General features: G+C 46.3%; 13 protein-coding genes. 5 read left to right on the top strand and 8 right to left on the bottom strand.

Annotated features, from left to right (window positions below):
* The first annotated feature begins 5 nt into the window (after positions 1 to 5).
* Together NI465_RS08395 and NI465_RS08390 are read left to right on the top strand one after the other, a co-directional pair.
* The gene (locus NI465_RS08395) at positions 6 to 1,241 is read left to right on the top strand and encodes a dihydroorotase (RefSeq protein WP_004280133.1); all 1,236 of its coding nucleotides are present in this window, start codon (positions 6 to 8) and stop codon (positions 1,239 to 1,241) included.
* Between the two features lie 182 nt (positions 1,242 to 1,423).
* Positions 1,424 to 2,914 (top strand): OmpA family protein, encoded by a 1,491-nt coding sequence (locus tag NI465_RS08390; protein ID WP_004729998.1) that lies wholly within the window; start codon positions 1,424 to 1,426, stop codon positions 2,912 to 2,914.
* Positions 2,915 to 2,968: 54 nt separating this feature from the next.
* Here NI465_RS08390 and NI465_RS08385 read toward each other — a convergent pair whose 3' ends face one another.
* The 8 genes from NI465_RS08385 to NI465_RS08350 all read right to left on the bottom strand — a co-directional run bounded on the left by NI465_RS08385 (position 2,969) and on the right by NI465_RS08350 (position 12,445).
* A complete protein-coding gene (locus NI465_RS08385; protein WP_004646585.1) occupies positions 2,969 to 4,381 on the bottom strand; it encodes a short-chain fatty acid transporter in 1,413 nt (470 codons plus the stop codon).
* A gap of 96 nt (positions 4,382 to 4,477) precedes the next feature.
* Complete coding sequence (locus tag NI465_RS08380; RefSeq protein WP_005104503.1) at positions 4,478 to 5,116, bottom strand: CoA transferase subunit B; 639 nt, start codon at positions 5,114 to 5,116, stop codon at positions 4,478 to 4,480.
* A 2-nt stretch (positions 5,117 to 5,118) separates the two neighbouring features.
* Positions 5,119 to 5,823 carry a CoA transferase subunit A gene (locus NI465_RS08375; protein WP_253145007.1) on the bottom strand — a complete coding sequence of 235 codons (705 nt, stop codon included), beginning with the start codon at positions 5,821 to 5,823 and terminating at the stop codon, positions 5,119 to 5,121.
* A gap of 93 nt (positions 5,824 to 5,916) precedes the next feature.
* Positions 5,917 to 6,819, bottom strand: coding sequence for a hydroxymethylglutaryl-CoA lyase (locus NI465_RS08370; RefSeq protein WP_253145005.1), 903 nt, complete (start codon positions 6,817 to 6,819; stop codon positions 5,917 to 5,919).
* Positions 6,816 to 8,810 (bottom strand): acetyl/propionyl/methylcrotonyl-CoA carboxylase subunit alpha, encoded by a 1,995-nt coding sequence (locus NI465_RS08365; protein WP_253145004.1) that lies wholly within the window; start codon positions 8,808 to 8,810, stop codon positions 6,816 to 6,818. The genes NI465_RS08370 and NI465_RS08365 overlap by 4 nt, the downstream gene beginning before the upstream one ends.
* 19 nt (positions 8,811 to 8,829) lie before the next feature.
* Positions 8,830 to 9,624 carry an enoyl-CoA hydratase/isomerase family protein gene (locus NI465_RS08360; protein WP_253145003.1) on the bottom strand — a complete coding sequence of 265 codons (795 nt, stop codon included), beginning with the start codon at positions 9,622 to 9,624 and terminating at the stop codon, positions 8,830 to 8,832.
* 11 nt (positions 9,625 to 9,635) lie between these two features.
* On the bottom strand, positions 9,636 to 11,237 hold the full coding sequence (locus NI465_RS08355) for a carboxyl transferase domain-containing protein (RefSeq protein ID WP_253145002.1): 1,602 nt from the start codon (positions 11,235 to 11,237) through the stop codon (positions 9,636 to 9,638).
* Between the two features lie 35 nt (positions 11,238 to 11,272).
* Positions 11,273 to 12,445: an isovaleryl-CoA dehydrogenase gene (locus NI465_RS08350; RefSeq protein WP_004646592.1), complete on the bottom strand. Its 1,173-nt coding sequence runs from the start codon at positions 12,443 to 12,445 to the stop codon at positions 11,273 to 11,275.
* A 148-nt stretch (positions 12,446 to 12,593) separates the two neighbouring features.
* On the opposite strand from NI465_RS08350, the gene NI465_RS08345 reads away from it, so the two are divergent.
* The 3 genes from NI465_RS08345 to NI465_RS08335 all read left to right on the top strand — a co-directional run bounded on the left by NI465_RS08345 (position 12,594) and on the right by NI465_RS08335 (position 15,994).
* The gene (locus NI465_RS08345; RefSeq protein ID WP_253145001.1) at positions 12,594 to 13,229 is read left to right on the top strand and encodes a TetR/AcrR family transcriptional regulator; all 636 of its coding nucleotides are present in this window, start codon (positions 12,594 to 12,596) and stop codon (positions 13,227 to 13,229) included.
* Positions 13,230 to 13,327: 98 nt separating this feature from the next.
* Complete coding sequence (locus NI465_RS08340) at positions 13,328 to 15,016, top strand: AMP-binding protein (RefSeq protein WP_253145000.1); 1,689 nt, start codon at positions 13,328 to 13,330, stop codon at positions 15,014 to 15,016.
* A gap of 309 nt (positions 15,017 to 15,325) precedes the next feature.
* Positions 15,326 to 15,994, top strand: a complete 669-nt coding sequence (locus NI465_RS08335; protein ID WP_213687127.1) for a class I SAM-dependent methyltransferase — start codon at positions 15,326 to 15,328, stop codon at positions 15,992 to 15,994.
* Positions 15,995 to 15,997 lie beyond the last annotated feature (3 nt).

Raw genomic sequence — 15,997 nt, 5'->3', positions numbered from 1 at the left:
AAGTCATGACTATTGTAAAAATTGAAAATGTCCGTGTTCTTGATCCAATCCAAAACACTAATTCTATCCAGACCGTGTATCTGGAAAATGGAAAATTCGTTGCAGAAACAGCAGACGTCTCTGAAACGATTGATGGTCAAGGCAAATGGTTAATGCCAACCATGGTCGATTTGTGTGCGCGTTTACGTGAACCGGGTCAACAGCAACACGGTACGCTTAAGTCTGAAGGAAAAGCGGCACGTGAAAATGGCATTTTGCACGTATTTACGCCACCCGATTCAAAGCCAATCGTACAAGATAATGGTGCGCTGATTCACGGTCTGGTCGAAAAAGCCATGCTGGATGGTGGGATCTATCTTCAAGTGATTGGTGCGCAAACCCAAGGCTTAAATGGTCAACAACCGGCAAATATGGCGGGCTTGAAAAAGGGCGGTTGTACTGCGGTTTCCAATGCCAGTGCGCCGTTTGCCAATGATGATGTGGTACTGCGTACCCTTGAATATGCTGCAGGTTTAGACCTGACGGTGGTGTTCTATGCAGAAGAACCACAAATTGCCAAAGACGGCTGTGTGCATGAAGGGTTTATTGCATCACGTCAGGGCTTGCCGATGATTCCGGCACTGGCTGAAACCGTGGCGATTGCCAAATATCTGTTGATGATTGAATCAACCAAAGTACGAGCACACTTTGGTCTGTTGTCTTGTGGTGCTTCGGTGGAATTGATCCGTATTGCCAAGGAAAAAGGCTTACCAGTGACCTGTGATGTGGCCATGCATCAGTTACATCTGACCGATCATTTGATTGATGGATTTAACTCTCTTGCACATGTACGTCCGCCACTCCGTTCTGAACAGGACAAAGAATTACTGCGTCAGGGTGTAAAATCAGGTGTGATTGATGCGATTTGTACTCATCATGAACCGCTGAGCAGCTCTGCGAAAATGGCGCCGTTTGCTGAAACGCAGCCAGGATTCACTGCTTTTGATACCTATGTGCCTTTTGGTCTGCAACTGATTCGTGAGGGGTTGTTGACTCCACTGGAATGGGTGGAAAAAGTGACCCTAGCTCCGGCTCGTGTTGCACAAATGGCAGATCGATGGATAAATGAATCAGGCTGGGTGCTGCTAGATCCGGAACTGGAATGGACCCTGAATAAAGAAAGCATCGTGTCACAAGGTAAAAATACCCCGCTAATTAATCAAAAAGTGCTGGGTAAAGTGGTTCAAACTTTTGCTGCTTAAGTGATCCCAATTTTATAAAAGTCAGCTTCGGCTGGCTTTTTTTATTTTTTAAATTTTGTGTTGGTAAAATGAGTACTCAACAAAAATAGTGAAACTTTATGATATTCATACAATTATTTACATTTTCAAAAAATGGGGATCGTTACACTGATTAAATATTAAACATTAGAAAAATCAAAAGAATGGTGACGATTATGAATATAGACTTTATAGAACGCCTAAAAAGCGATGTTACGGCGATTGTGCTTCAAGGTGAAACCGAGCATTTATTTGCCAAAGATCAAGCTTTGGCTCAATTCTATCCCATATTTTTAAGTATATTGCGTTCACGTCCCGCCTGGATCGAGAATCTTGGTCAGCAACTTAATCCAAAAATTCATGAATTATTCAATGCAAACCCGGCACTCAAGCAGCAATTTCTCGATCAAGTGGATCAGAGCGCGCCGCAAGATGAAATAGAGCATACCTTGAACCGGTCAATTGTACCGACCATGAATTTTTTACAGACTGAAGCAGGTGCTTCGAGTCCGGAAGCGATTAGCCATTTGCTGGAAACCCACGCCGATTCGATTCAGCGCGCATTACCCCTTTGGGCTGGCCCTATTCTGGCAGCGCTTGGAGTTTCACCCTTGGCAGGGCAGAATTTAAATCAGGAACCTGTATTGGCGGAGCAGACCATCATTGTTCAGGAAGAAAGAAAAACCGGCTTTTTATGGCCGTTTATTATTTTTCTGATCCTGGCGGGTTTGATCCTGTTTTTGGTTCGTAGCTGCATGCAGGATGATGTTGAAGATTCAAATACCCAAGCGACCAGTGAAGTTGCTGCAGCTCAGCCTGCATCCTTGCGATTAAGTACAGGCAGTAATGGCGAAATTGTCAGTTGTCAATTACAGCTGAATAATCCGCAGTATATGGAAATTTTGCAAAACGAGATCAAACAGATCTTTAATTATAATATTGGTTGTGGGGCGCTGAGCAGTGAGGTTTATCATTCAGAATTTATTGATCAGGATACTATTCCGACTGTGTTGAGAACAATGCAGGGAATGCCAAATGTGTCACTTGACTGGATTGGCAATCAGGTTTCAGTGCGTGCAGCAACCAATGCAGAGGCCGAGCGTCTGGCAGCACAAATTCGTAGTCTGGCCAAAAATGTCACAGTGGTGACCCAGCAGCCGCTCAATAGAAGTGACGTGATTAATACCGCCAATAGTGAGGCAGAACAAGCCTTGGCCAGTATCAAGACCGATAATGTTAAAGCGCTGGATGTGGCGACTGCACTGAATTTACAGATCATTAATTTTGATACGGCATCGACTGAAGTTCCCGAGGTCAATAAATTGGTGCTGGATCAGGCTGCTGCATTATTGCAACGAGCACCGCATGTCATTCTGAAGGTTACAGGACATGCCGATGCTCAGGGTAGTGAAGCAGAAAATAAGGTGCTGTCTGTGCAACGAGCTCAAGCGATTACCAGTTATCTCGTTGGAAAAGGGGTCAATCCTGCACAGTTACAGGCAGTTGGCATGGGAGAGGATCAGCCGGTTGAACCCAATGCCACACCTGCCGGACAGTTTCAGAATCGTCGCGTGACCTTTGAGGTCGTGAATACCGAAACGGGAATTGTACGTGAAGTAGATGATGAAGGTGTAGTTGAGAAGACAGGAAATTAAGAGAGCGGCCTAAATAAAAAAGGACGAATTTTCGTCCTTTTTTATTATCTTAAATTAAGAAAATACCGGCGGGCTATAAGTCAATGTCCGACCAAGGAACCATAGCAGGAACAGTACCAAAGGCAGATGGAAAATCAACTGGGTCACCGTAAATCCAATCACATCTTTGGCTTTTAATTTCAGGATACCCAACATCGGCAGCATAAAGAAAGGGTTAATCAGATTAGGCAAGGCTTCGGCAGCATTATAAATCTGCACCGACCAGCCCAGATGCACTTTCAGGTCATGGGCTGCCTGCATCACATAGGGTGCTTCGATAATCCATTTGCCTCCACCGGATGGAATAAAGAAGCCCAGAATTGCTGAATAAAGTCCCATCACGATGGCAAAGGTTTCCTGAGAAGCAATCGAAACGAAAAATTCGGCAATGTAATGTGACAATGACAGATCGGCCGGGTTTAGCGCATTGGTCATCATAAAGGCAATACTGCCATACAGCGGAAACTGGATCAGTACCCCAGAAATGGCGGGTACGGCTTTGGATACCGCATTCAGGAAATTTCGCGGTGTACCGTGTAAGGCCACGCCCAAAATCAGGAAGATAAAGTTATAGGTATTTAAGCTGGAAATGGCCAGAATCGGATTGCTTTTGGAAAATTCGTTAAACATCCAGACTGCGCCCAGAATCACAATCAGAATGCTTAAAATGGGTGAATTTTCCAGCCAATCCCCCGGTCTTTTTTCGGCAGATACTTCCGGTTTTTCTTCTTCAATCTGAATCGGGAAGTGCTCAATGGTTTTAATGTCAGACCCTTTAGGTGCTGACCAGTAAGCAATCGCAATTGAAGCTACAATCAGTACCGCCGTCATGATCATGGATTGTGGCAGGAAAATGGTTTCGGTAAATGGAATCACGCCCGTCAGATTATAAATCGGTTCAGGCAGACTGCTTTTATTGGCCTGTAACTGTGCAGCTGAAGAACTGATGCCCAGTGCCCAGGTCGCACCCATCCCGATAATCGCGGCAGCCGCAGCAGCGCGGTAATCCATGTTAAGCTCTTTACGCTGTGCCAGTGCAATCACTAGGAGTGCAGTCAGTACAGTACTCATGGCCCAATTAATCAGAGAAATTAACAGGCTGACCGTGGCGACCAGGACAATCGCACCACGACCGGAATGTGGAAGGCGCGCCATTTTCTGGATCAGAAGCTGGACAGGCTTAGATACGGAAACCACATAACCGACCACGATCAGCATGCACATCTGCAAGGTAAAGGGAATCAGGCTCCAGAAGCCGTCTCCAAAGGAAATCGCGACATCCTGTGCGGGTGCACCAATTCCGATGGCGGCAATCGCCACAATGATGACGCCAAGCAGGGCAAAAATATAAGAATCCGGAAACCATTTTTCAGACCAGTCGCTGACGCGCAAGGCGAAGCGCTGCAAAATATTTTGTTGAGTTTGCATGATTAAAATCCATTTATTCTGCGATTATTATTTTGAAATGAAACAGCTATATATAAAAAAGCCCTTAAGATGCTTCATTCTTAAGGGCTGGCTGGATCAGGCAGCGTTACGTAGTAGCGCTACCCCCGTGACTTTTTGAATCTCTTCAAAACTGACCTCTGGTGCCAGTTCAACCAGTCGAATTCCATCAGGACTAACATCCAGTACACCGAGATCGGTAATAATCCGGTTCACCACAGCCTGGCCGGTAAGGGGCAGGCTACATTGCGGTACAATTTTCGGTGTACCATCTTTGGCGCAGTGTTCCATCAAGACCACGACCTTTTGTACACCCGCGACCAGATCCATGGCACCGCCCATGCCTTTGACCTTTTTGCCTGGAATCATCCAGTTGGCCAGATCACCAGTTTCGGACACTTCCATAGCACCCAGAATGGCAATATTGACATGACCGCCACGGATCATGGCAAAGGAGTCGGCACTTGAGAAAAATGAAGCACCTTTTCGCGCGGTAACCGTCTGTTTACCGGCATTGATCAGGTCGGCATCCACTGTCTCCTCGGTTGGAAATTCGCCAATCCCCAGCAGGCCATTTTCCGACTGCAGCCAGACATTGATATTTTCCGGAATATAGTTCGCGACTAGCGTCGGCAGGCCAATCCCTAGATTGACGTAGAAACCATCTTCAAGCTCTTGTGCCGCGCGCTGCGCCATTTCATTACGTGTCCAAGCCATGATCAAGCCTCCGCCTTTAAAGTCATCTGTTCAATACGTTTTTCCGGTTGAGCATTCAGGACTATCCGGTTCACATAAATTCCCGGAAGATGGATTTCGTCCGGATCCAGCACGCCAATTTCGACAATCTCTTCGACTTCAGCAATGGTAATTTTGCCGGCCATGGCACAGACCGGATTAAAGTTCTGGGCGGTTTTACGGAAAATCAGGTTGCCGGCTTTATCGGCCTTATAGGCTTTAACCAGAGCAACATCAGCTGTTAAAGATTCTTCCAGAATGTAAAACTTGCCATTAAATTCACGGACATCCTTACCTTCAGCGATCACGGTTCCGACACCCGTCGCCGTATAAAAAGCCGGAATACCGGCACCGCCAGCACGTAATTTTTCTGCCAGTGTACCCTGTGGGGTCAGCTCAACTTCCAGTTCGCCATTTAAATATTGACGTTCGAATTCCTTGTTTTCACCGACATAAGAGGAGATCATTTTTTTAATCTGTTTTGTTTCCAGTAAAAGCCCCAGACCGAAGCCGTTTACACCGGCATTATTGGAAATACAGGTCAAATTTTTGGCACCAGTTTCTTTTAGGGCCGTGATCAAAGCTTCTGGAATACCACATAGGCCGAAACCACCGACAGCCAGAGTATGACCATCTTGCACCACATCCTTTAAGGCGGATTGAGCGCTGTCATAAACCTTGTTTGACATCTTGTCACCTCTATTGTTATTACAGCAGACTTAAATCTGCTGTTTATATCCTTATGGGTTGCTTAAGTTTATTTTGCTCAAGCATGATTATTGTTAAGCACAGGCTTTTTGCCAGTAGGCATTGGCATAATTGGATGGATTATTGCGCTGCAAGACTTCACTGATATTACGACTGGCCTGCATCAGTGCATCCAGCTGAATACCGGTTTCAAAGCCCATATTCGAGAGCAGGTAATACAGGTCTTCGGTCGAGACATTGCCAGATGCACCTTGGGCATAAGGACAGCCACCCAGTCCAGCAATGGAGGAGTCAAAGACCCGAATGCCTTGCAACAGTGACTGATAAATATTGGCAATCGCCATGCCGTAGGTATTATGGAAATGACCGGCCAGCACTTTGGCATCAAGTTCAGCCAAACAAGCTTCCCAGACATTTTTCACCCGATCCGGTGTTGCTGTGCCAATGGTTTCACCCAACGACACTTCATAGCAGCCCATCTCCAGCAAACGCTGCGTGACTTTCACCACCTGCTTGGGATCAATCGCACCTTCATAAGGACAGTCCACCATACAGGAGACATAACCGCGTACCTTGATGTCATTGGCTTTGGCGGCTGACATCACATCGGCAAACTTCTCAAAACTTTCATCAATCGAGCAGTTGATATTTTTGCGGGTAAAGCTTTCAGAAGCAGCGGTAAATACTGCCACTTCCTTGCAACCCACAGCCAGTGCCGATTCAAAACCTTTCAGATTCGGGGTTAACAAACTGAACTGAATATTCGGATCTTGGGGTAGGCTGGCAAAGAGCACATCACTGTCAGCCATTTGCGGTACCCATTTGGCTGAAACGCAGGAGCCGACTTCGATGGACTGCAGACCGGTTTTCATCAGGTCCAAAATCAGGTTTTTCCGGTCATCCAATGTCAAAGGTGTTTTTTCATTTTGCAGGCCATCGCGTGGTCCGACTTCTACGATTTTGACAAAATCCGTCATGCTACTTCCTCCGCCAGTGGCTGGAATTCGACCAGTTCATCACCAGCTTTGACTTGATCACCTTTCTGGAAATATGAACTTGCAATGATGCCGTCATGCGGTGCACGAATTGAATATTCGATCTTCATGGCTTCCAGCGTCATCAGTACATCATCTTTTTTGACTTTGTCATTGGCTGCCACGAGCACTTGGGTAATGACACCTGGCATTGGCGCGATCAGATTATTTTCCGTGCCTTGTTCATCCTGATTATTAAAATCAGACTTCAGGTAATTGAACTTATAGCTTTGACCATTCTGGAATAGGGTAATGCCTTGCTCACTCTGGCTAAAAGCCAGTTTTTGCTGTTTACCCGCCAGTTGGAAGGCTAAAGTATGGGCATCGACGAGTTGACCCTGAATCTGAATTTGCTGACCGTTATAGCTGGCAACAAAGCCTTGATCTTGGGTGCTGAACTGAATTTTCAGGTTAATGCCATTGCGTTGTAATTGCACTGTATGGCTATTTTGCTGGTTCAGGCGCCAGAATGCTTTTTGCTGCCACACCGGATTGCTTGGAACGGGATTCTGTGCTTGACGTGCCAGGAGTTCAATCAGTGCGGCACTGACCACCAGTTCGGCACTGATATCCGCAGAAGGTTTGAGCAGGAATTCCTCTTCACGCTGAATCAGGCCAGTATCTAAATGTGCATTTTTGAATGAGTCGCACAGCACTAGCCGGTCAAGGAAAGCGATATTATTGCTCAGACCATCGACATGGAACTGACCTAATGCATGGTGCATCTGGGTTAGGGCTGCTTCACGGTTTTTGCCCCAGACAATCAGTTTGGCAATCATCGGATCATAATAAGTGCTGATCTCGTCGCCTTCGACAATACCGCTATCGACACGGACATGGTCATTTTGCTCTGGATAATGCAGGTAGCTGATCTGACCAATCGCAGGAATAAAGCCTTTTTCCGGTTCTTCGGCATAAACACGGGCTTCGAGTGCATGTCCATGAATCTGCAATTCATGCTGCTGCTTCGGTAAAGGTTCACCAAAAGCCACGCGCAATTGCCATTCCACTAGATCCTGTCCGGTAATCATTTCAGTCACCGGATGTTCAACCTGAAGACGGGTATTCATTTCCATGAAGTAAGCTGTACCGTCTTGCTCCACGATAAACTCGACTGTACCGGCACCGACATAATTTACTGCACGCGCAGCATCGATTGCCGCCTGACGCATCGCCTCCAGTTTGTCTTCCGGCATTTTCGGTGCAGGCGCTTCTTCCAACACTTTCTGATGGCGACGCTGTACCGAGCAATCACGTTCGAACAGATGTACATAATTGCCGTGGGTATCACCAAACACCTGCACTTCAATATGACGTGGCTGAATCACATAACGTTCAATCAGAACGTCTTCATTGCCAAAACTTGAACGTGCTTCACTCTTGCATGAAGCAAGCGAGCTAAGAAAATCTTCGCTGCGTTCCACCAGACGCATGCCTTTACCGCCACCGCCGGCACTGGCCTTGATCAGTACTGGATAGCCAATATTGTCTGCCTGCTGTTTCAGGAAGTCGGCATCCTGATTGGTACCATGATAGCCGGGGGTTAAAGGCACACCGGCTTTTTCCATCAATGCTTTAGAGGTGGCTTTAAGACCCATCGCCAGAATGGCTGCTACCGGTGGACCAATAAAAGTGATGTTATTGGCTTGGCATGCTTCGGCAAACTGGTCATTTTCAGACAGGAAGCCATAACCCGGGTGAATCGCTTGAGCACCGGTCGTTTTTGCCGCCTGAATAATGCGTTCAATCTGTAAATAGCTTTGTGCAGCTGGCGACTCACCAATATAGATCGCTTCATCGGCCAGTTTGACATGCTGTGCCTGCGCATCGGCATCGGAGTAGACAGCAACGGTGGCAATCCCTAATTTCTTCGCTGTACGAATGACACGGCAGGCAATTTCACCACGGTTGGCAATTAAAATCTTTTCAAACATCGTAGGATCCTTCTCGTTGTTATGCCGTGGTCTTGATCCAGGCCGGGCTTTGTTTGTTCAAAAATGCATTCAGTCCATTTTTCGCCTCATCTCCCTGGCGAACATGGGCAATATGCTGTGCGGTTTTAAGCAGTAAATCTTCGGTTAAAACCTGTTGGTCAACCAGTTGAATCAGCTGTTTTGAGGCATTCTGTGCAGTAGGTCCACCGAGTAATAATGCTTCAACAATTTCATCAATTTTGCTGTCGAGCTGTTCTGGAGAGGTGACTTCATGTGCCAGTCCAATGCTTTTGGCTTGTTCTGCTGAAATCCGCTCGGCGGTCAGGAAATAACGTGATGCTTGACGAGCCCCAATCGCGCGAATCACATAAGGGCTGATGGTCGAAGGCGCCAGACCTAAACGTACTTCCGACGTCGCAAACTTGGCATCTGTACTGGCGATGCAAATATCACAGGCCGAAGCCAAACCCATGCCGCCGCCAAAAGCAATACCATGTACCCGGGCAATGGTCGGCTGTTTCAAGGTTGCCAGACTTTGCAGCATTTTTGCCAGTTTGAGCGCATCCGCTTCGTTATCTGCTTGAGAAGCCTGACCGGCCTGTTTCATCCAGTTCAGGTCAGCACCTGCAGAAAAACTTTTGCCACGACCTGCCAGAATCACGACACGCACATCGTCACGGTTATTGAGAGACTGGAAGCAAGTATGCAGTTCTTCAATCACCTGGGTATTAAAAGCATTGTGCAGTTCGGCACGGTTAATCCAGACTGTCGCGACCTGATCCTGCTGTTCGAGCTGTAAAAATTGATATGTCATTTTGTCACCTCTTACATGCGGAACACGCCGAATTTGGTTGGCTGGATTGGCGCATTCAGGGCCGCAGCCAGACTTAAGGCTAGAACTTCACGCGATTGCGCTGGATCAATCACACCATCATCCCATAAACGTGAAGATGCATAATAAGGATGGCCCTGGCGTTCGTACTGGTCACGAATTGGCTGTTTAAACTGGTCTTCTTCTTCAGCTGACCAGCTGCCACCTTTTTGTTCAATCTGGTCGCGTTTTAAGGTCGACAAAACGCTGGATGCCTGTTCACCGCCCATCACTGAAATACGCGAGTTTGGCCAGGTCCACATAAAGCGCGGCGAATAAGCACGACCACACATACCATAGTTGCCGGCACCAAAAGAACCGCCAATCACTAGAGTCAACTTAGGTACATTGGCATTGGCGACGGCCATCACCAGCTTGGCACCATTTTTGGCAATGCCTTCATTTTCATACTGGCGGCCGACCATAAAGCCGGTAATGTTTTGCAGGAAAATTAGTGGAATATTGCGCTGGGTACACAGCTCAATAAAATGTGCGCCTTTTTGGGCTGACTCGGAAAATAGAATGCCATTATTGGCAATAATCCCGACCGGCATGCCATAGAGCTTGGCAAAACCGGTCACCAGGGTAGTGCCGAAACGTGCCTTGAACTCGTCAAAACGTGAACCGTCGACAATACGGGCTATCACTTCACGGATATCAAAAGGCTTACGCGCGTCACTCGGCACAATGCCGTACAGTTCCGAACAGTCAAATAGCGGCGCTTCGATTTCATCTGCGGTCTTGTTTGGCTTTTTGTTCAGGTTGGCCACGATGTTGCGGGCAATCGCAATCGCATGTTCATCGTTTTCAGCCAGATGATCAGCCACGCCAGACAAACGGGTATGCACATCACCACCACCGAGATCCTCACTAGACACCACTTCACCAGTAGCTGCCTTAACCAGAGGAGGGCCGCCGAGGAAGATCGTGCCCTGATTGCGGACAATAATGGTTTCATCTGACATGGCAGGAACATAAGCACCACCGGCAGTACAGCTACCCATCACCACTGCAATCTGAGCGATACCTTGGCTCGACATACGTGCCTGATTGTAGAAAATACGGCCGAAGTGATCGCGGTCTGGAAATACTTCATCCTGTAAAGGCAAATATGCACCGCCTGAATCCACCAGATAGATACAGGTCAGATGGTTCTGTTCGGCAATTTCCTGGGCACGTAAATGCTTTTTCACTGTCAATGGATAATAAGTACCGCCTTTCACCGTAGCATCATTGGCGATGATCATGCAGGTCACACCGTTGACCTGACCAACACCAGCGACCACACCTGCGGCAGGCACATCATCCTGATAAACCTGATAGGCAGCCAGCTGACCAATTTCCAGAAAAGCGGTTCCTGGATCAATCAGGTGATTAATCCGTTCACGTGGTAACAGCTTGCCGCGATCTAAATGTTTTTGGCGGGCAGTTTCGCCGCCACCGAGGGCAATCTTTTCAACTTTCTGTTTCAGGTCATCCACCAGTTGCAGCATGGCAGTCTGGTTGGTTTTAAACTCTTCACTACGTATATTGATTTTGCTCGATAACTGATTCATGACGAACATCCTTGTTTTATTCTAAGTGTTAAGATTTAGGCTGTTTCGTTGAAAAGTTCACGGCCAATCAGCATGCGGCGGATTTCTGAAGTACCGGCGCCAATTTCATACAGTTTGGCATCGCGCCATAAACGGCCTGCAGCAAACTCGTTGATATAACCGTTACCACCTAAAGTCTGAATGGTTTCACCCGCCATCCAGGTCGCTTTTTCAGCAGCATATAAAATGGCACTGGCAGCATCTTTACGCAGACTACGGCTATGTTCCGCTTTGTCACATTCAGCACCGACCGCATAAACCAGTGCCTTACATGCCAGCCAGGTCGAATACATGTCGGCAATTTTGCCCTGCATCAACTGGAATTCACCTAGCGCCTGACCAAACTGTTTACGGTCATGAATATATGGAATCACTGTATCCATACAGGCATCCATAATCCCCAGTGGGCCAGCGCTCAATACAGCACGTTCATAGTCCAGACCACTCATCAAGACCTTGGTGCCATTACCGACGCCGCCCATGACGTTTTCTTTCGGAACTTCAACATTGTCAAAAAACAGCGGATAAGTGTTTGAACCACGCATGCCGAGTTTGTCCAAATGGGTGCCGTGGCTAAAACCTGGCATATTTTTCTCAACCAGAAACGCAGTCATGCCTTTGGCACCGGCTTGCAAATCGGTTTTTGCATAGACCACCAGGACATCGGCATCGCCACCATTGGTGATCCACATTTTTGAACCATTCAACAGGTAGTGATCGCCTTTGTCTTCTGCTTTCAGTTTCATGCTCACCACATCCGAGCCTGCATTCGGTTCAGACATTGCCAAGGCACCGACATATTCACCTGAAATCAGTTTAGGCAGATAACGCTGTTTCTGTTCTTCAGTACCATTTCGCTTAATTTGGTTTACACATAGGTTAGAATGTGCGCCATAGGACAGCCCAATGGATGCAGAAGCACGGGAAATTTCCTGCATGGCAATGATGTGCGCCAGATAACCAAAATTTGAACCGCCATATTCCTCACTGACTGTCAGCCCGAGCAGGCCCATCTCGCCAAATTTTTTCCAAAGGTGAGCAGGGAACTCGTTGTCACGGTCAACCTGTTGAGCAATCGGGGTAATTTCTTTGGCGCAAAATGCGGCCACTGAATCACGAAGCGCTATTAGAGTTTCATCCAAACCGAAATCCAAGCTTTGTAAATTCATTCTTCATCCATCCTGAGGTTATATTTGTTGTGTCCAAAAAAGCATTGTTGTTGTGCTTGTGGTTTTAACATACAACGAAAAAATAAAAAAGTGAATCTATATTCACAAAATGATTTACAATTCATTTTATCTTGTTGAGATTAATTTTATGAGTTATAAAAGATCATCATTGATGCAGGAACGAATGGAACAAAATCGCCTGTCGATTTTGGAATCTGCTCGTGAACTGATTATTCAAGGGGGCTTGAAGGAGGCATCGATTCAGGCGATTGCAGAACGCGCAGGCGTTTCTACAGGGCTGGTCTATCGATATTTCGAAAGCAAAAGCCAGATTTTAATTGAGGTTTTGTCGGCCGCGATTCAGCATGAAGCCGGAATTCTGAACCATATTGCCGAGTCAGATTTATCGCCAAAACTGAAATTGCAAAAATCTGTTACAACTTTTGTCAAGCGTGCCATGAATAGCCCCCAATTGGCGTATTCACTGATGTTCGAACCGGTTGATCCGGAAATGGAACATGAGCGTTTTCGCAGTAAGCAGCTGCTTAAGCAGAGCATTAAGGAAATTCTGGCCGAAGGAAAGGTCAATGGAGAATTCGAATTTGAAGATTTGAATACGGCAGCGTTGGGCGTGGTTGGTGCCATGACCTTTGTCGTGATTGAACCTTTAAATCCGTCCCGCAATGTGATGTTTGATCAGAAATATAAGGATCACTTTGTCAAACAGATTGCCGATTTTTGTGTTAACGCAGTACGTGGACAGGAGGAAAATTTACAAGCATAAACGCACAAGAAACCGGTACACAGACAAGGTCGTCGTGGTCATAAAACAATTAGTAAAGTTGAAAATCAGAATTACAAAGAATCAAGGAGATCGATTCAATGACACAAGTACGGTTAAGCTATGCCTATGGAACCAGCAGCCAGCCTTTATTGGGCATGACGATTGGTGAAAAATTTGATCAGGCTTGCGAGCAGTATGCAGAACGTGATGCGGTAGTGAGTTTGCATCAGAACATACGCCTCAGTTACCGGCAGCTACAGGATCAGGTCAATGCCTTTGCCTGTCAGCTGCTGAAACTGGGTATGCAAAAAGGTGACCGTCTGGCAATCTGGTCGCCGAACTGTGTGGAATGGACCATTACCCAGTTTGCGGCCTTCAAGGCAGGCATTATTCTGGTGAACCTGAATCCGGCCTATAAAAGCAATGAGCTTGAATATGTGCTAAACAAGGTCTCCTGTAAGGGACTGGTGATTGCAGCGCAGTTTAAGACGACGGACTATCAGGAAATTCTGACTAAAATTGCACCTGAGCTGATGCAGACTGAAAGTAAATTCCTCAATGCAGAGCGCTTGCCGCATTTAAAGCATGTGATTAAAATTGATGATCAGCAGCATACCGGCATCCACCGTTTTCAGGATTTACTAAGCTCGCCTAGTGCGCAAGAGTTGGAACAACTGCAACAGATCTCCAGTGAATTGCAGTTTGATGAAACGATTAATATCCAGTTTACCTCGGGCACTACGGGCAATCCGAAAGGCACCATGCTGACCCATAATAATATTTTAAATAACGGGTACTTTGTTGGCGAAGCCATCCATCTAGGGCCGGAAGACCGTGTCTGTATTTCAGTTCCTTTATTTCACTGCTTTGGTATGGTGATGGGTAATCTGGCCTGTATTACGCATGGTTCTGCCATGATTTATCCGTCTGCCGTGTTTAATCCATTAGAAACCTTAAAAGCCATTCAGCAGGAAAGATGTACCGCGGCTTATGGTGTGCCGACTATGTTTATTGCGGTGCTGGAACATGAACAGTTTGACGAGTTTGATCTGTCCAGTCTGCGTACCGGGATTATGGCGGGTAGTCCATGTCCGCAGGAAATTATGCAGCGCGTGATTGAACGGATGCATATGTCTGAAATCACGATTTGTTATGGCATGACTGAAACCGCACCCGTCAGTGCACAAAGCTCAACGGCAGACAGTGTCGAGCGACGTGTTAGTACGGTTGGCCGGGTACATCCGCATCTGGAAGTTAAAATTGTCGATGAAAATGGCAAGGTGGTGCCACGCGGTCAATTGGGCGAGCTATGTGTACGCGGTTATTCCGTCATGCTCGGTTACTGGGAAGACCAGGACAAAACTCAGGAAGTGATTGATGCTGCACGCTGGATGCATACCGGTGATATCGCTGAAATGGATGATGAAGGCTTTGTGAAAATCAAGGGTCGAATCAAGGATGTCGTCATTCGTGGCGGAGAAAACCTGTTCCCGAAAGAAATCGAAGATTTCCTTTATACCCATCCTGCCGTTTCAGATGTACAGGTGATCGGTGTGCCAGACCATAAATATGGTGAGGAACTTTGTGCTTGCATCATCCTGCATGAAAATGATCCGTGTACTGAGGAAACTATCCGTCAGTATTGTAAGGAGCATATTTCTCACAATAAAGTGCCGCGCTATGTGCGTTTCTTTCAGGAATTTCCAATGACGGCTTCAGGTAAGGCACAGAAGTTCAAATTGCGTGAATTTATGCGTGAAGAGCTGAACTTGAAAGAGATTGCTTAAATTGTATTGATGCGATTCTTAAATGGGGCAAAGCAGTATTTAATGCATGCATTGCCTCCATTTGTATAACGGTTTCGATATCAATGTTTAGGCTTTTCTTACTTTTGATGGGCCAAAAGTAAGCAAAATCCCTTTATTTTGCTGAAGGGACTTCCATGTCCCTCAGCAAAATGGCGACATCCATGTCGCCGGGTCTATGATCAAATTTCAAGAAAACAGTAAATAAGATCAAGCTACAAGATTTAAATATTCAATCTATCTAAATACCCGCCTGAGTTTTAGATTCGTGCATAGATTTAGAGTAAAAATATGGCAAAAAACTTTCACAGTGAAGTCGTGGTCGTCAGTTATGACGATCATATCCGTAAACTGATTCCCGGTTATGAACTGGTGCATCAGCAGATTGAAGCAATTCTCAGCACTGAACTCCCAGAAACCGCACATATATTAATAGTGGGTTGCGGAACAGGTTATGAATTGTCGTATTTATTAGAGCAACATCCAGACTGGACCTTTACTGCAATTGATCCATCAGCAGCCATGCTGAAACAGGCTAGTAAAAATCTGAATTCTATAGATCGACAAAGGGTGCAATTCATCCAAAGCACGATTCAAGATTTGAATCAGCCGGATACTTTCGATGCCGCATTGGCCATTCTGGTGGCTCATTTCATTCCAAATTCCGAAAAAAACGGATTTTTTCAGGCTATCCATCAGTGTCTTAAAACCAACGGTCTTGCATTGACCTATGACCTGATGCAACCCGAAGATCAGCAAGACATCAAAATTATGCAGAAGCTGGCACAGCAGACAGGGTTAAGCATGGTGCAAAGTAGCAAGATGATTGAACGCTTGGAGCAGGATTTTCACTTGTTATCTGCGCAAAATTTTACAGCACTTTTAACCAAAGTCGGATTTAAACAGTGCAAAATTTATTGTCAAATCATGAATTATCATGGCTTTTTGCTCAGAAAATAAAGA

The organism is Acinetobacter lwoffii, assembly GCF_024129855.1.
Lineage (GTDB): Bacteria > Pseudomonadota > Gammaproteobacteria > Pseudomonadales > Moraxellaceae > Acinetobacter > Acinetobacter lwoffii_L.
Note: the sequence above shows the minus strand (reverse complement) of the source record. Positions and strands in the feature narration are given on the sequence as shown.